Source organism: Streptomyces sp. P1-3 (genome assembly GCF_050613155.1).
Lineage (GTDB): Bacteria > Actinomycetota > Actinomycetes > Streptomycetales > Streptomycetaceae > Streptomyces.
Genome location: NZ_CP192512.1, coordinates 4,540,771 through 4,561,089 on the forward strand (window position 1 = coordinate 4,540,771; position 20,319 = coordinate 4,561,089).

Annotated in this window: 18 protein-coding genes and 2 pseudogenes; 11 read left to right on the plus strand and 9 right to left on the minus strand. The window is 71.4% G+C overall.

What is annotated here, in order from left to right:
* The first annotated feature begins 165 nt into the window (after window positions 1-165).
* The 6 genes from ACQUSR_RS19655 (at window position 166) to ACQUSR_RS19680 (ending at window position 8,439) form a co-directional block, all read left to right on the plus strand.
* Window positions 166-1,668, plus strand: coding sequence for an aldehyde dehydrogenase family protein (locus ACQUSR_RS19655; RefSeq protein ID WP_431043890.1), 1,503 nt, complete (start codon window positions 166-168; stop codon window positions 1,666-1,668).
* A 92-nt stretch (window positions 1,669-1,760) separates the two neighbouring features.
* Window positions 1,761-3,302: a GMC family oxidoreductase gene (locus tag ACQUSR_RS19660; protein ID WP_431043891.1), complete on the plus strand. Its 1,542-nt coding sequence runs from the start codon at window positions 1,761-1,763 to the stop codon at window positions 3,300-3,302.
* On the plus strand, window positions 3,302-4,477 hold the full coding sequence (locus tag ACQUSR_RS19665; protein WP_431043892.1) for a quaternary amine ABC transporter ATP-binding protein: 1,176 nt from the start codon (window positions 3,302-3,304) through the stop codon (window positions 4,475-4,477). Before ACQUSR_RS19660 ends, ACQUSR_RS19665 begins: the two co-directional genes overlap by 1 nt.
* A gap of 439 nt (window positions 4,478-4,916) precedes the next feature.
* On the plus strand, window positions 4,917-6,938 hold the full coding sequence (locus ACQUSR_RS19670; protein ID WP_431043893.1) for an ABC transporter permease: 2,022 nt from the start codon (window positions 4,917-4,919) through the stop codon (window positions 6,936-6,938).
* A gap of 1 nt (window position 6,939) precedes the next feature.
* A complete protein-coding gene (locus ACQUSR_RS19675; protein ID WP_431043894.1) occupies window positions 6,940-7,956 on the plus strand; it encodes an ABC transporter substrate-binding protein in 1,017 nt (338 codons plus the stop codon).
* Between the two features lie 261 nt (window positions 7,957-8,217).
* On the plus strand, window positions 8,218-8,439 hold the full coding sequence (locus ACQUSR_RS19680) for a cupin domain-containing protein (protein WP_431043895.1): 222 nt from the start codon (window positions 8,218-8,220) through the stop codon (window positions 8,437-8,439).
* Window positions 8,440-8,443: 4 nt separating this feature from the next.
* Here the strand turns inward: ACQUSR_RS19680 and ACQUSR_RS19685 are convergent, their stop codons facing one another.
* From ACQUSR_RS19685 to ACQUSR_RS19700, 4 genes are all read right to left on the minus strand, one after another.
* Window positions 8,444-9,007 (minus strand): HXXEE domain-containing protein, encoded by a 564-nt coding sequence (locus tag ACQUSR_RS19685; protein ID WP_431043896.1) that lies wholly within the window; start codon window positions 9,005-9,007, stop codon window positions 8,444-8,446.
* A gap of 31 nt (window positions 9,008-9,038) precedes the next feature.
* Window positions 9,039-9,440, minus strand: a complete 402-nt coding sequence (locus ACQUSR_RS19690) for a hypothetical protein (protein WP_431043897.1) — start codon at window positions 9,438-9,440, stop codon at window positions 9,039-9,041.
* A 348-nt stretch (window positions 9,441-9,788) separates the two neighbouring features.
* A complete protein-coding gene (locus ACQUSR_RS19695) occupies window positions 9,789-10,007 on the minus strand; it encodes a hypothetical protein (RefSeq protein ID WP_431043898.1) in 219 nt (72 codons plus the stop codon).
* Window positions 10,004-10,456 carry a hypothetical protein gene (locus ACQUSR_RS19700; RefSeq protein ID WP_431043899.1) on the minus strand — a complete coding sequence of 151 codons (453 nt, stop codon included), beginning with the start codon at window positions 10,454-10,456 and terminating at the stop codon, window positions 10,004-10,006. Before ACQUSR_RS19700 ends, ACQUSR_RS19695 begins: the two co-directional genes overlap by 4 nt.
* Window positions 10,457-10,734: 278 nt before the next feature.
* On the opposite strand from ACQUSR_RS19700, the pseudogene ACQUSR_RS19705 reads away from it, so the two are divergent.
* Window positions 10,735-12,007 (plus strand): annotated as a pseudogene (locus ACQUSR_RS19705) (transcriptional regulator).
* Here ACQUSR_RS19705 and ACQUSR_RS19710 read toward each other — a convergent pair.
* The gene (locus ACQUSR_RS19710; protein WP_431043900.1) at window positions 11,988-12,650 is read right to left on the minus strand and encodes an HAD family hydrolase; all 663 of its coding nucleotides are present in this window, start codon (window positions 12,648-12,650) and stop codon (window positions 11,988-11,990) included. The pseudogene ACQUSR_RS19705 and the gene ACQUSR_RS19710 overlap by 20 nt on opposite strands.
* Window positions 12,651-12,770: 120 nt before the next feature.
* On the opposite strand from ACQUSR_RS19710, the pseudogene ACQUSR_RS19715 reads away from it, so the two are divergent.
* Together ACQUSR_RS19715 and ACQUSR_RS19720 are read left to right on the plus strand one after the other, a co-directional pair.
* A pseudogene (locus ACQUSR_RS19715) lies at window positions 12,771-13,193 on the plus strand (class IV adenylate cyclase); the annotation flags it as partial.
* A gap of 289 nt (window positions 13,194-13,482) precedes the next feature.
* On the plus strand, window positions 13,483-14,061 hold the full coding sequence (locus tag ACQUSR_RS19720) for an HD domain-containing protein (protein WP_431043901.1): 579 nt from the start codon (window positions 13,483-13,485) through the stop codon (window positions 14,059-14,061).
* 154 nt (window positions 14,062-14,215) lie between these two features.
* Here ACQUSR_RS19720 and ACQUSR_RS19725 read toward each other — a convergent pair whose 3' ends face one another.
* From ACQUSR_RS19725 to ACQUSR_RS19735, 3 genes are all read right to left on the minus strand, one after another.
* Window positions 14,216-14,719, minus strand: a complete 504-nt coding sequence (locus tag ACQUSR_RS19725; protein ID WP_431043902.1) for an FBP domain-containing protein — start codon at window positions 14,717-14,719, stop codon at window positions 14,216-14,218.
* Window positions 14,720-14,889: 170 nt separating this feature from the next.
* Complete coding sequence (locus ACQUSR_RS19730) at window positions 14,890-15,666, minus strand: isocitrate lyase/PEP mutase family protein (RefSeq protein WP_431047703.1); 777 nt, start codon at window positions 15,664-15,666, stop codon at window positions 14,890-14,892.
* A gap of 71 nt (window positions 15,667-15,737) precedes the next feature.
* A complete protein-coding gene (locus tag ACQUSR_RS19735) occupies window positions 15,738-16,235 on the minus strand; it encodes a carboxymuconolactone decarboxylase family protein (RefSeq protein ID WP_431043903.1) in 498 nt (165 codons plus the stop codon).
* 47 nt (window positions 16,236-16,282) lie between these two features.
* On the opposite strand from ACQUSR_RS19735, the gene ACQUSR_RS19740 reads away from it, so the two are divergent.
* Window positions 16,283-17,803 (plus strand): PLP-dependent aminotransferase family protein, encoded by a 1,521-nt coding sequence (locus ACQUSR_RS19740; RefSeq protein WP_431043904.1) that lies wholly within the window; start codon window positions 16,283-16,285, stop codon window positions 17,801-17,803.
* A 65-nt stretch (window positions 17,804-17,868) separates the two neighbouring features.
* On the opposite strand, the gene ACQUSR_RS19745 is transcribed toward ACQUSR_RS19740, so the two are convergent.
* Window positions 17,869-18,345 (minus strand): hypothetical protein, encoded by a 477-nt coding sequence (locus tag ACQUSR_RS19745; RefSeq protein WP_431043905.1) that lies wholly within the window; start codon window positions 18,343-18,345, stop codon window positions 17,869-17,871.
* Window positions 18,346-18,596: 251 nt separating this feature from the next.
* Here ACQUSR_RS19745 and ACQUSR_RS19750 point away from each other — a divergent pair, with 251 nt between their 5' ends.
* Window positions 18,597-20,168, plus strand: coding sequence for an alpha/beta hydrolase (locus ACQUSR_RS19750; RefSeq protein ID WP_431043906.1), 1,572 nt, complete (start codon window positions 18,597-18,599; stop codon window positions 20,166-20,168).
* The last annotated feature ends 151 nt before the right edge of the window (window positions 20,169-20,319 follow it).

The window sequence follows — 20,319 nt, forward strand, 5'->3', positions numbered from 1 at the left end:
GCCGAGCGGGCGGGCGGCCGGTCGCGTATCCAGTGATGCGGGCCACATTGACGCATGAATTACGCATACAAATTGACCCCCCGGTTAGGCGACCCCAGTCGTTGGTGTGTGACCAGCGGAAGAACGACGGGCGACGGGCCCGCGGAACCGGAAGGCAGAACAGCAGTGTCGGCAGTCGAGACCATTCATGTGGACGGGGCGTGGCGAGCGGCCGCGTCCGGCGCGCAGCGGGAGGTCCTCGACCCCGCCGACGCCAGCACACTCGCCCTTGTCGCCGAGGGCGGCACCGAGGAGACCGACGCGGCCGTGGCCGCCGCGCGCCGCGCCTTCGACAGCGGCCCCTGGCCCCGTACGCCCGTCGCCGAGCGCGCCGCGCTGCTCCGCCGCGTCGCCGAGCTGCTCCAGCGCGACCGCGAGGAGATCGCGCTGGTCGAGAGCCGTGACACCGGCAAGACCCTGGAAGAGGGGCGCGTCGACGTCGACTGCGTGACCGACGCCTTCCGCTACTTCGCCGACCTCGTCGTGAACGAGTCCGGCGGGCGGGTCGTGGACGCGGGCAGCCCCGACATCCACAGCGTCGTCGTGCACGAACCGGTCGGCGTGTGCGCGCTGATCACCCCCTGGAACTACCCGCTGCTCCAGGCCAGCTGGAAGATCGCCCCCGCCCTGGCGGCCGGCAACACCTTCGTGATCAAGCCCAGCGAGGTCACCCCGCTGTCCACCGTCGAGCTGATGAGGCTGCTGGTGGAGGCCGGGCTCCCGGCGGGTGTCGGCAACCTGGTGACCGGCGCGGGCGACCCCGTGGGCGCCCGGCTGGCCGAGCACCCGCAGGTGGACCTGGTCTCCTTCACCGGCGGCCTCGCCAGCGGTACGAGGGTGATGAAGGCCGCCGCCGACAGTGTCAAGAAGGTGGCCCTGGAGCTGGGCGGCAAGAACCCCAACGTCGTCTTCGCCGACGCCTGCGCCACCGACGAGGGCTTCGACACCGCCGTCGACCAGGCGCTGAACGCCGCCTTCATCCACAGCGGCCAGGTCTGCTCGGCCGGTTCCCGGCTCATCGTCGAGGAGTCCGTCGCCGACCGCTTCGTCGCCGAGCTCGCCCGCCGCGCCGAGCGGATCCGGCTCGGCCGCGGCACCGAGAAGGGCGTGGAGTGCGGCCCGCTGGTGTCGGCCGCGCAGCTGGAGAAGACCGAGGGCTACGTGGCCTCGGCGCTCGCCGAGGGCGCCCGCCTGCGCTGCGGCGGCCGGCGGCCCGAACCCTCCGCCGAGCGGCCCGCCACCGGCTACTTCTACCTGCCGACCGTCATAGAAGGCTGCCACCGCGAGATGCGGGTCGTACGGGAGGAGACGTTCGGCCCGATCCTGACCGTGGAGACCTTCCGTACCGAGGACGAGGCGATCGCGCTGGCCAACGACACCGAGTACGGGCTGGCGGGCGCGGTCTGGTCCGCCGACACCGCCCGCGCCCGCCGGATCGCCGCCCGGCTGCGGCACGGCACCGTATGGATCAACGACTTCCACCCCTACCTCCCGCAGGCGGAGTGGGGCGGCTTCGGCAAGTCCGGTATCGGGCGCGAGCTGGGCCCCACCGGCCTCGCCGAGTACCGCGAGGCCAAGCACGTCTACGAGAACCTGCGGCCCCGGCCGGTCCGCTGGTTCGCGGGCTGAGCGCCCCTCGACCCGACACCCAGGACGCCACACCCACGACGCGACACCCATTACGCGACGCACCTTTGCACCACCGACAGGAGTACCTCCCCATGTCCCAGTACGACTACGTCGTCATCGGCGGCGGCACCGCGGGTTCGGTGATCGCCTCCCGGCTCACCGAGAACCCGGACGTCACGGTCGCCGTCATCGAGGGCGGCCCGTCCGACATCGACCGCGAGGACGTCCTCACCCTGCGCCGCTGGCTGGGCCTGCTGGGCGGCGACCTCGACTACGGGTACACGACGGTCGAGCAGCCGCAGGGCAACTCGCACATCCTGCACAGCCGCGCCAAGGTGCTCGGCGGCTGCTCCTCCCACAACACCCTGATCGCCTTCAAGCCGCTGCCCTCAGACTGGGACGAGTGGGAGGCCGCGGGTGCCACCGGCTGGGGCGCGTCCGCGATGGAGCCGTACTTCGGCAAGCTCCGCAACAACATCGTGCGGGTCGCCGAGAAGGACCAGAACGCCATCGCCAAGGACTGGATCGACGCGGTCAAGTCCTCCCTCGACATCCCCGAGGTGATCGGCTTCAACGACAAGCCGTTCCACGAGGGCGTCGGCTTCCTCGACCTCGCCTACCACCCGGAGAACAACAAGCGCTCCTCCGCGTCCGTCGCGTACCTCCACCCGCACATGGAGGCCGGGGACCGGCCCAACCTGGAGCTGTTCCTGGAGACCTGGGCGTACAAGCTGGAGCTGGACGGCAAGCGCGCCACCGGCGTGCACGTACGGAACAAGGACGGCGAGGAGCGGCTGATCTCCGCCAGGCGCGAGGTCCTGGTCTGCGGTGGCGCGATCGACTCGCCGCGGCTGCTGCTGCTCTCCGGCATCGGCCCGCGGAAGGACCTGGAGGAGCTGGGCATCCCGGTCGTGCACGACCTGCCGGGCGTCGGTGAGAACCTTCAGGACCACCCCGAGTCGGTGATCGTGTGGGAGACCGACGGGCCGCTGCCGGAGAACTCCGCGATGGACTCCGACGCGGCGCTGTTCGTCCGCCGGGACGAGTCGCTGGACGCGCCCGACCTGATGTTCCACTTCTACCAGATCCCGTTCACCGACAACCCGGAGCGGCTGGGCTACGAACGGCCCGAGCACGGCGTGTCGATGACCCCCAACATCCCCAAGTCCCGCGCCCGCGGACGGCTCTACCTCACCTCCGCCGACCCGGAGGCCCACCCCGCCCTCGACTTCCGCTACTTCACGGACGAGGACGGCTACGACGCGCGGACCCTGGTCGACGGCGTAAAGATCGCCCGTGAGATCGCCCGCACCGAGCCGTTCGCCAAGTGGCTCAAGCGCGAGGTCTTCCCCGGCCCGGACGTCACGGACGACGAGCGCCTGAGCGACCTGCTGCGGAAGGCGCACCACACCGTGTACCACCCGGCGGGTACCTGCAAGATGGGCGCCGCCGACGACGAAACGGCCGTGGTGGACCCCGAGTTGAAGATCCGCGGTCTGGACGGGATCCGCGTCGTCGACGCCTCCGTCTTCCCGACCATTCCCGCGGTCAACCCGATGATCGGCGTACTGATGGTGGGGGAGAAGTGCGCGGAGTTGCTCGCCGAAGCCACCGACCAAGGAGGTGAGGCGTGATGAACGCCGACCCCAAGAACGCCGACCCCAAGACGGAGACGGCCGTCTCCGTCACCAAGACCACCGAGCCCACCGAGCCCACCAAGACCACCAAGACCACCGAGGCCACCAAGACCGCCGAGGCCACGAAGGCCACCGAGCCCGTCTTCTCCGTCCGCCACCTGTGGAAGGTCTTCGGCCCCAAGGCGGACCACGTTCCGGGCAGCGCCGACGCGGAGCTCTCCCCGGCCGAACTGCGCGAGCGCACCGGCTGCACCGCCGCCGTCCGGGACGTCTCCTTCGACGTACGGCAGGGTGAGGTCTTCGTCGTCATGGGCCTGTCCGGCTCCGGCAAGTCCACCCTCGTCCGCTGTCTGACCCGCCTCATCGAGCCGACCTCCGGCAGCCTGGAGATCGACGGCGAGGACGTGCTGGGCATGGACAAGAACCGGCTGCGCGACCTGCGCCGGCACCGGGCCGCCATGGTCTTCCAGCACTTCGGCCTGCTGCCGCACCGCACCGTCCTCGACAACGTCGCCTACGGCCTGGAGATCCAGGGCGTGGCGAAGAGCGAACGCCGCGCCAGGGCCGCCGAGATGGTGGCGAAGGTCGGCCTCGACGGACTGGAGCACCGCCGCCCCGGCCAGCTCTCCGGCGGCCAGCAGCAGCGTGTCGGCCTGGCCCGCGCGCTCGCCGCGGACCCCGAGGTGCTGCTGTTCGACGAGCCGTTCAGCGCCCTCGACCCGCTGATCCGGCGCGACATGCAGGAGGAGGTCATCCGCCTGCACCGCGACGAGGGCCGCACCATGGTCTTCATCACGCACGACCTGAACGAGGCCCTGCGCCTCGGCGACCGCATCGCGCTGATGCGCGACGGCCGGATCGTGCAGCTCGGCACGCCCGAGGAGATCGTCGGCTCCCCGGCCGACGACTACGTACGGGACTTCGTCCGCGACGTGCCGCGCGAGCAGGTCATGACGGTGCGCACCGCCATGCGCGCCGGGGACTGCGGCGGCGGCCAGGACCACCCCGGCGCCCTCGCCCCCGACACGGCCGTTGTCGACGCCATCGAGACCGTCGCCCACATCGGCGGCGCGGCCTGCGTCATGGAGGACGGCCGCTGCCTGGGGGTGGTCGACCACGAGTGCCTGCTCGCGGTGGTCGCGGGCCTGCGCCCGGAGAAGGCGGCCGCGTGACGCCCCGCATGAAGCGCCGGATCCGGCGCGACACCGTGTCCGTCGGCGCCCCGACCGGCACCACCACCCGATTCAGCGGGCGTGCCGTACGCGTACGCGCCCTGCGGGCCGAACCGTCGGCCTCGGCGGCGCGCGGCCCGGCGCCGACCGTGCCCGCGACGCCCGCATCGGCACGCTCGTCTGCGTCTGCGTCTGCGTCTGCGTCTGCGTCTGGGTCTGGGTCCGGGCCTGCGTCTGGATCCGCGTCCGGGTCCGCGTCCGCGCGGACGCGGCACGCCGCACGTGTGCGGCGCCTGCGTGAGGCTCCCTCGGCGGCGCGCGGCGTTGCCCGCGGCCGCGTGGCGGAGCGGCACGCGGTGCGCGGCCGCACCACCGCACGGGCCGCGTCGAAGGGGGCGTCCGCCTTGGGGGGCCTGTTCACGAACCCCGGGAGACGCCGATGAGTGCCGTCACCACCCCCCGTACCGACCAGGCGTCCACCGAGGTCGCCAAGGACGACGCGGCTGCCGCGGCCCACGCTCCGGCGGGCTCACTGCTGGCCGCCGTCCGGCAGCGCCCGGCGCTGGCCAAGCTGGTCGTCCTCGCGCTCCTCGCGGCCGTACTCGTACCCCTGGCGCACGCCAAGTGGGCCAGCGGCACGTGGCCGGACGCGCTGACCGTCGACCTGTCCGAGCCGCTCGGCGACGCCAGCGACTGGATCATCGACAACCGCGACAGCCACCCGCTCTTCGTCTACTTCTTCGGCCACATCAGCAACGCGATCATCGTCTGCGTCCGCGCCGTCTACGTCGTGCTGCTGGCCCTCGGCTGGGCCGGTACCACGGCCGCGGCCACCCTGCTCGCCTGGCGCGTCGCGGGGGTGCGCGTCGCCGTCACCGCCGCGGTCTCCTTCGCCGTCTGCGGGCTGCTGGGCATGTGGGTGCCGACGATGCAGACGCTGGCGCTGATGGTCGTCGCCGTCACCGCCTCGGTCGTCATCGGCGGACTGCTCGGCCTCGCCGGCGGGCTGTCGGACCGTACGCACCGGGCGCTGCGGCCGGTCCTGGACACCATGCAGGTGCTGCCCGCCTTCTCCTACCTCCTGCCGGTCGTCATGATCTTCGGGATGGGCGTGCCCGGCGCGGTGCTGGCGACCGTGGTCTACGCGGCTCCGCCGATGGCCCGGCTCACCGCGCTCGGACTGCGGCAGGCGGACGCCGGCGTGCTGGAGGCCGTGGCCTCGCTCGGCGCCACCGGGTGGCAGCGGCTGTTGTCCGCGCGGCTGCCGCTGGCCCGCAAGGAGCTCCTCCTCGGCGTCAACCAGGCGATCATGATGGCGCTCTCCATGGCCGTCATCGCCTCGATGATCGGCGGCGGCGGTCTTGGTGATCGCGTCTACCAGGCGCTGTCCACCGTCGACGTCGGCAAGGCGCTGGCCGCGGGCATCCCGATCGTGCTGCTCGCGGTCGTCCTGGACCGCACGACGGCGGCGGCCGGCGAGCGCGCCGGGGCCGAACCCACCGGCCCGCGCCTGCTGCGCGGCTGGCCCGCCTGGGCCGCGGCCGCCGTCGGCACCGCGGCGGTGGCCCTCGTCGGCCGCTCCATGGGCGCCCTGACGTGGCCGGACGGCTGGACCGTCGCCATAGTCGAGCCCGTCAACGACGCGAAGGAGTGGATGGTCGACCACCTGTACTCCGACGTGCCCGTCGTCGGCGGCACCGCCGACTGGGCCTCGCGCTACGTCCGCTGGATCCTCGACCCGCTGCGCGACGGCCTGCTGGCCCTGCCGTGGTGGTCGGCGCTGCTGATCGTCGCCGCCCTGGCCTGGCTCATCGGCACCTGGGGCACCGCCCTGACCGCCACCCTCGCCATGGCCGCGATCGGCGTGCTCGGCGTGTGGGAGCCGTCCATGGACACGCTCTCCCAGGTGCTGGCGGCCGTCGCCGTCACCCTCGTCCTCGGCTTCGCCATCGGCGTCGCGGCGGCCCGCAGCCCCCGCCTGGAACGGATCCTGCGCCCCGTAATGGACGTCTTCCAGACGATGCCGCAGTTCGTGTACCTGATCCCGGTGGTCGCACTGTTCGGCGTCGGCCGGGCCCCGGCGGCGGCCGCGGCCATCGTCTACGCCCTGCCCGCCGTCATCCGCATCACCACCCAGGGGCTGCGGCAGGTCGACCCGGCCGCGCTGGAGTCCGCGCGCTCCCTCGGCGCCACGCCGCGCCAGCAGCTGTGGCAGGTCCAGCTCCCGCTGGCCCGCCCCGCGCTGCTGCTCGCCGTCAACCAGGGCGTCGTCCTGGTCCTCGCCGTCGTCGTCATCGGCAGCCTGGTCGGCTCCGGCGCGCTCGGCTACCAGGTCCTCTTCGGCCTGGCCCAAGGCGACCCGGCCACCGGCCTGGTGGCGGGCGCTGCGATCGTCTGCCTGGGACTGATGCTCGACCGAGTGACGCAGCCGACGGCGCGCCGCTCACGGAAGGGGGCCTGACATGGCCCGTATGCGTACTCGTACTCGTACTCATCGCACTCGTAGCACGACCCTGACCGCGGCGGCGGCCACCGCCGCCGCGGCCCTCCTCGCCGTCACCGCCACCGGCTGCGGCAAGGCCGACATGTCCAAGCAGTCCTCGCCGTACGCCAACGTGGACGGCGCGAACACGGTCACGCTCTCCGTCCAGTCCTGGGTCGGCGCACAGGCCAACGTCGCCGTCGCCCAGTACCTGCTCGAGCACGAGCTGGACTACCGCGTCGACACGGTCCAGGTGGACGAGGTCCCGGCCTGGGACGCGCTCAGCCAGGGCCGCGTGGACGCCCTGATGGAGGACTGGGGCCACCCGGAGCAGGAACAGCGGTACGTCAAGGACAAGAAGACCATCGCGAACGTCGGGGACCTCGGCGTCACCGGCCACATCGGCTGGTACGTCCCGAAGTACTTCGCCGACGCGCACCCCGACGTCACCGACTGGAAGAACCTCAACAAGTACGCCGACCAGTTCCGTACCTCCGAGAGCGGCAGCAAGGGCCAGCTCATGGACGGCTCGCCGTCGTACATCACCAACGACACCGCGCTGGTGGAGAACCTCGACCTGGACTACAAGGTCGTCTTCGCGGGGTCGGAGGCGGCGCAGATCACCCAGATCAAGCAGTTCGCCAAGAAGAAGAAGCCGTTCCTCACCTACTGGTACGAGCCGCAGTGGCTCTTCAACGAGGTGCCGATGGTCGAGGTGAAGCTGCCGAAGTACACGGACGAGTGCGCGGAGAAGGGCGCGGAGGATCCCAAGACGGTCGACTGCGCCTACCCCACGACGCCGCTGCAGAAGCACCTCAACGCGGACTTCGCGAAGAACGGCGGCAAGGCGGCCGAGTTCCTGAAGAACTTCCGCTGGACGAAGGAGCACCAGAACGCGGTCTCGGAGCTGATCGCGTCGGAGGGGCTCTCACCGGAGGACGCGGCGGAGAAGTGGGTGAAGGAGAACCCCGAGGTGTGGGAGAAGTGGATCCCGTAACGGACGTCCCGCAACGGACGTTCCGGAGCGGGCCTCCGCGGCGGGCCGCCTCATCCTTTGCCGAACGGTCTCCCAACCGGAGGCCCTGGCCACGTAGCGTCGAAGACGTCCTTGAGATCGTCAGGAAGCCGGCAGGAGCGACGCGTGGTGAGTGGTCCGGTCAGTCCGGTCAATCTGAATGAGACGGCAGCGGGTCTCCCGCAGGCATGGAGCTCACTCGTCCTCGGACGGGTGGGCTCCGCCTGCGTGAAGGTGCTGCGGATGGACGAACTCCCGGTGGAGGAGGAGAGCCACGAGGCCCCCGAGGCGCTGCTGGTCTTGTCCGGACAACTCGAACTCGAGGTGTCCGGCGACCCGGTGACGGTGCGGACGGGGGAGCTGTACGTCATCCCGGCGCACACGGCACACGCGGTGCGCCGGGGCAGCCACGGCACGCTGGTGATCGTGGAGCGGTCGGACGAGACGGGATCCGTCGCGGCCTAGAGACCTAGACGACTGCCTGGCCGCCGCGAGGCGCCGAAAGCCGTCGCGCCAGCATGTGCGACCCGACCGTGGCCGCGGCGGCGAGCGCGAGCCCCTGCACGGCGTCGCGCGGCCGTGTGGGACGCAGCACCCCGGCCCGCCGAAGCCGCCCGCGGGCCCAGAGCGTGAAGGGAAGGACCACCAGCGGCGAGGTAGCCGAGCCCGGTGTGTACCCGCGGACGGCAGCGGCCTGCGCCAGATGCACCAGGCCGTGCAGCCCGAATCCGTTGAGCGCGGTCTGGTAGAAGGCGGAACGCCCGCCGGTTCGATGCCCGTCGGCGGCCGCGGCGGCGACCAGGACGGCCATCCCGGCGACGGCGGTCGCGAACTCCCGCTCGTCGATGGACTCCAACCGCCGCCATATCCGCTCCGGCACCTGCGGAAACCGCTCCCGCAACTCCGGCACCCGGGCCCGGCCCCAGCCCGGCACCAGGGCCACTTCCTCCGCGTCGTGCACGGCCCACGCGGCCAGCAGCCCGAACGTGACACTGGCGCCGATGCCGCCCTGGCAGAACTCCGGTTCGCTCATGAAGAGACAGTCTGTCAGCAGGCGTCTCGGACTACCGCTGCGGGCAAGGGAATTCGGGTCGTACACGGTGCGGGCAGGCGATCAGAGACAGGGACAGGAACCGGTCGCCGGTGAGCCACCATCCACCGACGATGTCGTCGCCTGCACGGAGGCCGCGGATGGTCTCGGCACGGTCGGGCGCAGGTCCGCGCGTACCGGTGATGGCGTCCGCGTACTGGGCCAACTGGGCGCCGTACCAGTCGGCGGCGTCGTGCGGGGCGAAGGTCCCCGCGATGCGGGTGGCGGGTTTGAGCAGCCAGTGGGCGCGCTCCAGGGGCGGTACGTCGGCGGTACGGAAGTCGGGGTGCACGGGGCGGCGGGGGCCGTCGTTGACCAGGGCCCGGCCGTTGCCGACCCAGAGGTAGGCGTGGTGGTGCGGCGGCGTGGGTGTCATCGGTCCTCGTTGTGAACAGGGTGCGGTCCCCGCCGCCGGGGTAGTGGGGCGGGGACCGTGGTGCGTGGTGCTTGATGCGTGGTGTCAGTGGCGGCCGCAGCCGTCACCGTCTCCGCAACCGCCTGTCTGGCCGCCGCCCTGGCCGTCGTCTTCCTCGGGGTCGTGGTTGACCGCTTCGCGCGGGTGGCGCATCGTGAACCTCCTGTGCTGTGTGTCGGCGCGCGGCGTGTTCCGGGCGCCGGGGCGCACTGCCAGGGGCCCGTTCGGGCCCGTCCCGCTCCGGTCGCCAGGTCCGGCAAGACATGCGGCGGCCGGGGCGGGGGTCTTGTGGGGGTCGGCGCGGCCGGCCTAGGCAGACCGGCGTGTTGTGGCTTGGCGGACCGCTTCGCAGGACGGCGCGCAGGCCCACAGTTCGACGGTCTCTGTCGTTCGGCCGAAGGTGATCTCGAAGCGCCCCAGGGACCGGTCGGCGAACAGCCGCGCTCGGCACAGCGCGCAGTACCAGCCGCGCATCTGGTCCAAGGCCAGCCGCCGGACATCGACTTCGGACGCGTCGGCCGTGCTCACCGACTCCGCACCGCCTGGTGCCGTACGGAGTACAGCGGGGCACACGGCGGGCAGGCGTAGAGCGTGTGCCCGGGCCCGCTGGCGCCATGGGTGACGTGGACGGGCACGGGCTCGGTGGTGGGTGTGTCGCAGCGGCGGCAGACCTGCGTGCGGGTGAGGGCCGACAGCAGCGCCCGATGGAGTCGGTCCGGGTCCGTGAGATACCGATCGCGCGCATATGGCACGCGCCAGTGCACCCCCGGCCCTCGTACGCACCCGGCGGGCGGCACCCCCACGTACGTCACCTCGTGAGCCTTCGCGCCGAGCATGCTCACATGCGGCAGACGCCAGTCCGCAGCAGACCCCGGCGTCACGAGCCAGTACAGCGACCGTCCGTACAGGTCCGCGATCACGGCGCCGCTTCCGTCGCCGAGCGCCTCGAGAGCCAGCGCCCCGACCGGCTCGGTCACGCGCACCGCGTCCCACAAGCGTCCCGCCGGTAAGGCCTCAACATCCACGCCGTTGGGCGGTGCCCACGGCAGGGTTCCTGTCATCACCCTGTGTCTCCATCCTTGTTGCTCCCTCTCGTGAACAACAGGGTGGACTCCAGCGACGTCCCATTCGAGGGCTTGGAAAGGTCCTATAGGGGACCTGAAGGGGACTTATATTCCTTCGGTAGGGCGATAAGAGGTCTCTTAAGATGCCTATCGTGGGACGATCCCATGGAGCGGACCACTTGGAGGTCACTGTGTCCCGACCCACCGGCAACACCAAGTTGAAGGCGGCACGTACGGCTGCCGGTTACAGCTCTCAACAGGCTCTGGCGACAGCCATGACCCAGGTGGCACTTTCCCTGGGCATCCGAGGGCTGTCTGTGGGCGTGCGGCAAGTGCGGCGCTGAGTCAGCCAACCCGCCCTGGCCTCAGCCCGATTGCCAGAAGTTGCTCACCCATCTGCTGGGACAGGACATCGAATCTCTGGGCTTCACCCCGCCGTGGGGCGAGGGAACCGCGTGCCCTGGGCCTGCCCGCCGTAGCGTCGTAGCCGGAACGGCGGTCGCTGTGGGCCTTGCCGCCGTGCCCGCACAGAACGCGAGCGCCACGCAACCCGCAAGCGTGGGAGCCGACTTCCAGAGTGTGACCCGATCCCACCGTCGTCTCTACTGGTCGGTCGCGCCCGCGACACTCCACCCGACGGTGCTTCAGCACGCACGCCTTGGCTGTGCTCTGCTGTCTGAGACAACGGGCGGCTGCCGCCGCACGGTTGCTGCTGCGCTTGCCGAGTCCTACCTCCTCGCTGGCCGTATCGAGTTCTTCGACCTTCGACAAGCGGAACAGGCGGGGGAAACGCTGCTCCGTGCTCTCCAGGCTGCCGGTGAAGCCGACGATCCGATTCTCGGCGCCGCAGTCCTGGCGCACACGGCGTTCATCCCCGGCTGGGCGGGACGTCGTGACGAGGCGGCTGAGCGAATGATCGCGGCGCGCACCTACGCTCGGCGTGGCCCCGCGTCGGCACGGTTCCTGGCGTGGCTGGACGTTGTCGAGGCCGAGTGCGAGACCCGATGCGGCAACAACCGCACGGCGCTGAACCTCATCAGGCACGGCGAAGACATACTCGCGGCGGGCTCCGATCAGCCGACCCCTGAATGGATGGACTGGTTCGACGCCACGCGGCTCGCTGCCTTCAAGGGCAACACGCAACTCAAGGCAGGTCACCTGCCACAGGCGCGCGCGACCCTGTCACAGGTGCTTGACGACCTGCCGCCGGAGTCCGACAAGCAGCGCACTGTGGTCTACGGCGATCTCGCTGCCGTCGAAGTGGCCGCAGGCGACCCCCGTCAGGCATGCGAGTACGCCTCGCGAGCCCTCGACCAGCTCGCCGTGACCTGGTACGCCACAGGCATGGACCGTGTGCGTGAAGTACGCCGCGCACTTGGACCGTGGCAGAACGAGCAGTGCGTGCGCGACCTGGACGACCGCCTTTACAGCTGGGGTACCACGGTCAGCGCTCTACAGCGTTGAACTTGGCGATCCTCTCGGGCAGCTCGGCGAGGCTGTCGAGGCGGAAGATCGGCAGGCGGCGGGCGTCCGGGGCATGGTGCTGGATCGTGCCCCACGGCCCGCGCCGGATCAGCGCTGTCCGCATGCCTGCGGTCACGGCGGGACGGATGTCGTTGTCCAGCCGGTCACCCACATACAAGATTTCGCCGGGCTCGAACGGCACCACGTCGGCCACGCGCGCGAAGAACTCGGGGTCGGGCTTGCTGGCGCCCCAGTCGTCGGAGGTGCCGATCAGGTCGACGTCGGCAGCGAACAGCTCGCGGAGGATGTGACCGGCGCGCACCGTCTGGTTCCCCGCGATGCCGAGCCACAGCCCGTCCTCACGCAGCGCGGCGAGCGCTGGCCGGACATCAAGGTAGAGGTCGCCCTCACCGAACCACTCCGGCTGCCCCGCGGCGGCGCGCTTCTCACGCTCCTCGTACAGGTCGAAGCCGGGCCGGAACTCCTGAAACGTCTCGCGGTAGTCGCGTCCCTGGGCGATCACGGCCCCGAACATCGCGTGAAAGGTGTGGCGGGGCACTCCGAGCCAGTCGGCCCAGGCTCCGTACTCGCGTGTCTCGTCCACAAGGCACTCACCGACGTCGAATACCACTGCGCGAATCATGCGGGCAGCGTAGACCACACTGGAGGCGTCCCCGGCCGACGCTGCGGGAAGAAGAGCGGCGGTGAGCGCACTTGGCCTGCGAGAACTGTGGGGAGCCGCCGGAGCGGAGAGGCGCGGCAGATGATCGAAGCTGAGCTGAAAGCCCGGGTGCGCGCACCGGAGAACGTGCTGCGCGCGCTGGAAGAGCGCGCCACCGGGCGGCCGGAGGTGTACCACGACACCTACTACGACGACCGGTCCGGCAGCCTCAGAGCGTCCGATCGTGAATTGCGGGTGCGGACCGTGCACGGCCCGTAAGAGACCCGTTCGCTCCTCACGTTCAAGAGCGCCAAGGTCGACGAGGCCTCCGGCTCGAAGCCGGAGCACGAAACGCGTGTGAGCGACGTCGACGCGGTCCACGCGATGCTGCGCGGCCTCGGATATGAGCCGTTCATCGCTTTCCAGAAGCGTTGCAGGAATTACGAGTTCGACGCGGTCGGCCGCTGCATGCTGGCGACTCTGGTCCGCGTTCCGGAAATCGATGGGACGTTCATCGAGGTGGAACGCTCGTCGCGGATGCTGTGAGCGGGCACCTCGAATGTGCACGGTACGGGCCTGCCGCAGACGTGGCGGACATCAGGTCCGACCTGCTCACCGGTTGGGTCCGCCTACGGGTGCACGCTTCAGGCAAGAACCCGCTGGTGGCACGGGCTGCGTACTCCGGTGGGGCTACTACTGGCTCGGTGAACTCGTCCCGTTCCCTGACGCGCCCTTTTACGACGCGATGATTCCGCCGCTCCGCTGCCGACAATGGCGCCTACAACCTGTAGCCGCACATGGGAGGAGACGGACGGTGGCTGACGACCTGCGCGCGGTGACGCGCTTCCTGTTCGAAGCGGGCACGCTGAAGCACGCCCGGCGCACCGGGTGGTGGATGGCCGGGGTCCGTGATCCGGAGAGTGTCGCCGAGCACGCCTGGCGCACTTCGCTCATCGCCTCGATCATCGCCACGCTGGAGGGCGCGGACCCCGCGCGGGCGGCTCTTATGGCGGTCTGGCACGACTCCCAGGAGACCCGCACGGGGGACGTGAACCACCTGGGCAAGAAGTACACCCCCAGCGTCGGTCCGCAGAAGGTGACCGCCGACCAGACGGCGGGCATGCCGGAGCCTCTCGCCTCGACCGTGCGGGGGATCGTCGCCGAGTACGAGGCGAGGGATTCGGCCGAGGCGGTGTGCGCTCGGGACGCGGACAAGCTCGAATGCCTGCTGCAAGGGATCGAGTACAAGGCCCAGGGCTACGCGAACGCTCAGCGCTGGATCGACAGCAGCCGCGGCCGGCTGGTGACCGACACGGCCAGGCGGCTCGCGGACGGGCTGCTTGGCCAAAGCTCCCTCGACTGGCTCCGTGCCGCCATGGGCGAGAAGGACTAGGCCAGCCGAGCCGAGCCGACCCGGCTCAGCGGCAGCGTTCGTCGAGGTCCTCCGCGAAGGTCGCGAATCCCGTCTGGGCCTCGGCGATGCTCTTCCCAGCCGCTCTGTGCGGCGTGGTCGCGTGCCGCTCGGGCGAGTGAGGTCCGCGAGGGGCTTACCCCGCGGTGACCTTGCCTACGAAGGCATCCAGGTTGCCCGACATGCGCGCGAGGCGCTCGTCCAGGGTCAGGGTCTCCTCGTACAGCCCGGACCGCAGCTTCGGCTGCCGCTTGCCGCGCAGGTACAGGGGGCAGGCGAGGTCCGCGCAGAGGTAGACACCGACGGTGTTGCCCTCGCGGCCACGGGTGCCCGCCAAGGGGGCGACGAGCAAGGTGACCCCGGAGGCGGCGTGAGCCGTCAGGCAGATCTCGCACATACGGGACTTCACCGCGCTCGTGCGGCTCGCCGGGGGCACGCGCAGAGAGATCCCCAACGGGCCCTGCGCCCGGGGCAGCACGAAATGGGCCCGCAGCGGCGCTCCCGGATCCACCCACCCCAGGAAGTCCAGGTCCTCCCAGGGCAGCTCGGCGAAGTCGAGTGGCAGCCGTAGCCGCGCCGCCTCGCCCTTGGTGCAGTTCACGAAGGATGAGCGGATCTGTTTCTCGCTGAGGGGTTCCACGGGCGTCGACCCTATGCACGACCCGGATGGCCCCGCATCCGAATATCGGCATGCCCCGCCGTGGCCCTGTGGCCCCGGTTGCCCGGTGTCCCCGGGGACCGTGGCCCCGGGTCCCGTGGCGCCGTGGCAAGGGCCAACAAGGACACGGGGCCATGTGCGGGTACGTACGGCTACGACCCGTGCAGCCGTTCCGCCATCACCTTCAGCGCCGCCATCGACGCTCCGTGCAGCCCGCCCCCGAAGGTCACGCGGGACGCCCCCAACTCGCCCAGCCGCGACGGTGGTACGGCATCCGCCCCCGCCCCCGCCTCCACGCCCGCGATCGCGTTGATCGGCGTGCCGATCCCGGCCGCCAGTTCGGGCAGCAGCTCCGGGGGTGCCGCGATCGGGTACACGCAGTCCGCGCCCGCCGCCGCGTACAGGCGGCCGCGTTCGATCGCCGCCTCGGCGCCGGTCACGCCCCGTACGAACGTGTCCACGCGGGCGTTGATCACCAGGCTGTCACCGGCCGCCGCGCGTACCTCGGCGAGCCAGTCGGCGTGTCGCCGGGGGTCCTTGAGCCGTTTGGCCACGGCGTCGGAGTCCTCCAGGTTGCAGCCCACCGCCCCGGCCTCCAGCAGCCGTTCGACGATCTCCTTCGCCGCGAGCCCGTAGCCGTCCTCGATGTCGGCCGACACCGGGACGTCCACCGCGCGGGCGATCCGGGCGATGGCGGCGAACATCTCGTCGGGCGGGGTCGCGCCGCCGTCTGGGTAGCCGAGCGACGCCGAAACCCCCGCGCTCGGCGTCGCCAGGGCCGCGAAGCCCGCGTCCGCGAAGACGCGGGCGCTGGCCGCGTCCCAGGGGCCGGGCAGGACCAGAGGGTCGTCCGGCGCGCGGCCGTGGTGCAGCGCGCGGAAGGCCGGGGCTCCGCTCGCCGGGGCGCCGCCCGTCGGGTACGCGCTCACTGGGGCGCCGCTCGCCGTCTTCGCGCTCACTGGGGCGCCGCCCGCCCCGTCCGCGCGCACCGGGGCTCCGCTCACGCGTGCTGCCCCGGCTGGTAGGCGCCGGGCACCGCGCGGGTGGTGACGGCGAACCGGTTCCAGGCGTTGATGGTGATGATCATGGAGATGAGCTGGGCCAGCTCCTGCTCCTCGAAGTGCGCGGCCGCGCGCTCGTACACCTCGTCCGGCACGAAGCCGTCGGTCAGCACGGTGATCGCCTCGGTGAGGGCGAGTGCCGCGCGCTCCTTCTCGGTGTAGTAACCGGCCGCCTCCTCCCAGGCGTTGAGGAGATAGAGTCGCGCCTCGGTCTCGCCCGCGTGCCGCGCGTCCTTGGTGTGCATGTCGAGGCAGAAGGCGCAGTGGTTGATCTGCGAGGCACGTACCTTGACCAGTTCGACGAGGACGGGATCCAGGCCCTTGCTCGCCGCCGCGTCGAGGCTGACCATGGCCTTGTAGACCGCGGGGACGTGGGCGGCGATGTTCAGTCGGGCCTTGTGCTCCTGCTGTACCTGGGTGTTCTCAGCTGTCGTCATGACCACCACGCTAGAGCGACATAAGCCCAGGGGTATGGTCCATTTCCATGGAGGATTCCTGGGCCACTTTCGGCGCCGATCTGCATCTGGACCTGCCTCGCGGGGAGGGGGCGGAGTCCGGGGCCACGGCGTCCGGGGCCGCCGGCCGCGGCGCGATCGGCGTGCGGGCCGCGCTCATCCGCGCCCTGCGCGACGCCGTACGCACAGGCCGACTCGCCCCCGGCACCCGGCTGCCCTCCTCCCGCTCCCTCGCCGCCGACCTCGGCATCGCCCGTAACACCGTCGCCGACGCCTACGGCGAGCTGGTCGCCGAGGGCTGGCTCACCGCCCGCCAGGGCTCCGGCACCCGTGTCGCCCGGCGCGTCGTGCCCTCGGAGCCCGCGCCGCCGCGCGAGCCCCGGCCCGCCGGACTGGCCCCCCGCCCCACCTACGACCTCACGGCCGGGTCCCCGGACGTCTCCGCGTTCCCCCGGGCCGCCTGGCTCGCCGCGGCCCGCCGTGCCCTGACCGCCGCCCCGCACGCGGCCTTCGGCTACGGCGATCCGCAGGGCCGACCTGAGCTGCGCCGCGTGCTCGCCGAATACCTGGCGCGGGCCCGAGGCGTGCGGGCCCACCCCGAACGCATCGTGATCTGTGCCGGGTTCATGCAGGGGCTCGCCCTGCTCGGCCGCGTGCTCAAGGAACGGCGCGGCTGCCCCGCGGTCGGCATCGAGTCGTACGGGCTCGACTTCCACCGCGCCGTACTCGCCCGCGCCGGACTGCGCACCGTACCCCTTCCGGTGGACGAACACGGCGCTCGTACCGAGTACTTGGCGTCGCTGCCGGACGTACGCGCCGTCCTGCTCACCCCGGCGCACCAGTTCCCCACCGGCGTCCCACTACATCCGGACCGGCGCGCGGCCGTCGTCGACTGGGCGTCGCGCGGGGGCGGGCTGGTCCTGGAGGACGACTACGACGGCGAGTTCCGCTACGACCGGCAGCCGGTGGGTGCGCTCCAGGGGCTCGACCCGGAGCGGGTCGTCTATCTGGGTACGGCCAGCAAGAGCCTGGCTCCCGCGCTGCGGCTGGCCTGGATGGTGCTGCCGGAGCAGCTCATGGAGGAGGTGCTGGCGGTCAAGCGCACGGGGGAGTGGCAGTCCGGCGGCCTGGACCAGCTCACGCTCGCGGAGTTCATCGACTCCGGCGCGTACGACCGGCATGTACGCGTGATGCGGATGCGCTACCGGCGCCGCCGCGACCAGCTGGTGGCGGCGCTCGCCGAACGCGCGCCGCACATCAAGGTCACCGGGATCGCGGCGGGTCTGCACGCGGTGCTGCGACTGCCGCCAGGGACGGAGCGGTCGGTGGTGCGGGGCGCGGCCTGGCAGGGGCTGGCGCTGGAGGGGCTGGCGCGGTTCCGGTACGCGGACGGGCCACTGGGCGACGGGTCGGACTGGACGGGCGGGCCGGGCGGGCTGCCGGGCGGGCCGCAGGGCGAGGGGCCGGACGCGCTGGTCTTCGCGTACGGCACCCCGCCCGACCACGCCTTCGCGGGCGCGCTGGACGCGCTCTGCCGCGTACTGCCGTGAGCGTGTGAGCGTCAACGTGTGCGTGAGCGTCAACGTGTACGCGAACGTACCCGTCCGCGGCGGTGTCAGCCGGTGACGATCTTCCCGTTCTCCAGATGGAACCTGTGCACCGGCGAGCACCCGATGGACGGGGTGACGAGCAGGCTCACCCTGATGCGCTGCGGTGCGGCGCTGGCCGTGGAGAACTCGCACACCGCCTGCGACCCGGTGAGCGGGAACCAGAACCAGCTGTCCTTCTGACCGACCCTGGTCTTGTCCTGGAGCCGCCACTCGCCGTTGACCTGCGTGAACGTGGACAGGTCGACCGTAGCCGCGAGCTGGTCCTTCGTGGAGCGGACGGCGGTGAGGGTGACCTGGAGGTCCTTCCCGAGGGTGCTGGTCGCGATCCGCTGGGTCTGCTGGCGGACGGGGCTCGGGCTTCCGGTGGGGGAGGTGCCCGCGGCGGCTCCGGCCGGGACGGCTCCGGTGACCGTCGCCGAGGTGAGCGCCAGCGCGCCCACGGCCATCGCGACACGACGGATCCGGCGTGCGTGGGTCTTCATGCTGATCTCCTGGAAAGAGAGAAAGAGACAGGCAGGCGGGCGTTCGGCCGCATCCCATGCGGTCACGCCAGTTGTCTCACTATCGGATGAGACAGTTGCGAGATATGTCCGGTTGTATGGGGCGCGGTACGAGTTCACCCGCCCGGAGCAGGGGCCGGAGCGGGCGGGGGAGGAGGAGGCCTCGGCGGCCGGCAGAGGCGGCACGCTGGAACCCGGGCGCGTATCCGGCCATCAGAATCATCGTGAATGCTTTGGGTATCCGTGCCGCACTGGCGGCGACGCTGTCGGTGGCACTGCTGGGCGGTCTGGGCGTGATGACCGCGCGGGGCGCCGACGCCGCGAATGCCGCTCCCGCCGCGAATGCCGCTCCCGTCGCCGGACAGGGCGCGGACCGGGCGGCCAAGGGGGTGCCCAAGGGTGTGCCCAAGGCGGTGGCCAAGGCCGCGTCGAAGGCCTCGTGGAAGGCGTGCCCGGACGACCGGCGGGTGCAGTGCGCGACGCTTTCCGTACCGGTCGACTGGAAGGCGCCGAACGGCCCGCAGATCAAGCTGCCGGTCGTGAAACGGCCCGCCACCGAGCCGGGACGGCGTATCGGGTCGCTGGTCGTCAATTACGGCGGCCCCGGCGAGCTGCACGCGGCGGAGCTCCGCTCGGGAGCGGGGAAGTTCGCCCGGTTCGGCAAGCGCTTCGACCTCGTGGCATTCGACACCCGCGACACCCTGCTCAGGTGCGGCGAGCATCTGGTCGTGCACGGCGACCAGATGCCCATCGTGCTGAACAGCCGCGCGGCATACGACGAACGGGTCCGCTACAACAAGGCCCTCGCGAAGAGCTGCCGCAAAGCGAGCGGACCGCTGTTCGACCACGTCGACTCGGTCAGCATCGCCAAGGACATGGAGGCGCTGCGGGTCTTCCTCAAGGAGCCGCGGCTCAATTACTACGGGATCTCGTACGGGACCGTCATCGGCGAGATGTACGCGGAGCAGTTCCCGAAGCGGATTCGCGCCATGGCCCTGGACAGCGTCGTCGACCACAGCCTGAAGGGCTCGTCCTTCATCGCCGGCGCCGCACGCGCCCAGGAGGACACTTACCGCGCGGCGGCCCGCTGGTGCGCGCGGGACAAAGCGTGCCCGCTGCACGGGCGGAACCCCGATACGCGCTTGGACCGGCTCTTCGCGGCCGCGGAGGGCGGAAAGCTGGTGGACGGCGGCGAGCCCGTCGACGTGAGCAGCCTGCTGAAGAGGACCTACCTGGGCAATCAGACGGAAGAGGCGTGGCGCGGCTGGTTCGACGGCCTCGCCTCCCTCACGATCCGCGACCGGCCGGTCAAGCCCGCTCCCAGGCCGAGGCTCCCCAAGGGCGCGGGCGATCCGGTGTACGAGGGCCGTCCGACGCCGTTGATCTGCGGCGACTGGAGCTTCGGGCCTTCCGGCTACGAGAACGCCGCCGCCCTGTGGACGGCGAGCCGGAAGGCCGCGCCGCACACGCGGGGCAACTCCTGGTACCAGGAGTGGTCCGCCCGCTGCGCGGGCTGGCCCCGGCCGACGAGCAACCCGCAGCATGTACCGCACACCGGGACGCCCCCTGTCCTGCTGCTCAACGCCCGCCACGACCCGGCCACAAGCCACGCCTGGGCAACGGGGGTCACCGGGCAGCTGCCGGGTGCCCGGCTGCTGACGTACGAGGGCACGGGCCACTCCGTCATCGACCTCGGCGGGAAGTGCGTCGCCGACTCGGTCGACCGCTACCTCACCGGCCTGACGCTCCCGAAGCTCCCGGGCGGCGCCTCCGGGGCGGTCTGCCCCGGCACGCGCAAGCCGTGAGCCCCTGCCGATACGGGGGATATCCCCCCTGCTGAAACGGCAGTCAGCAGGATGGTTCGGGCCCGGCGGCGAAGACGACCATGGTCCTCGGAAGGCGAGTTGATCCATGGGAGGACCCGACCGTGCTGTTGAGGAGTTCCACCGCCAAGGC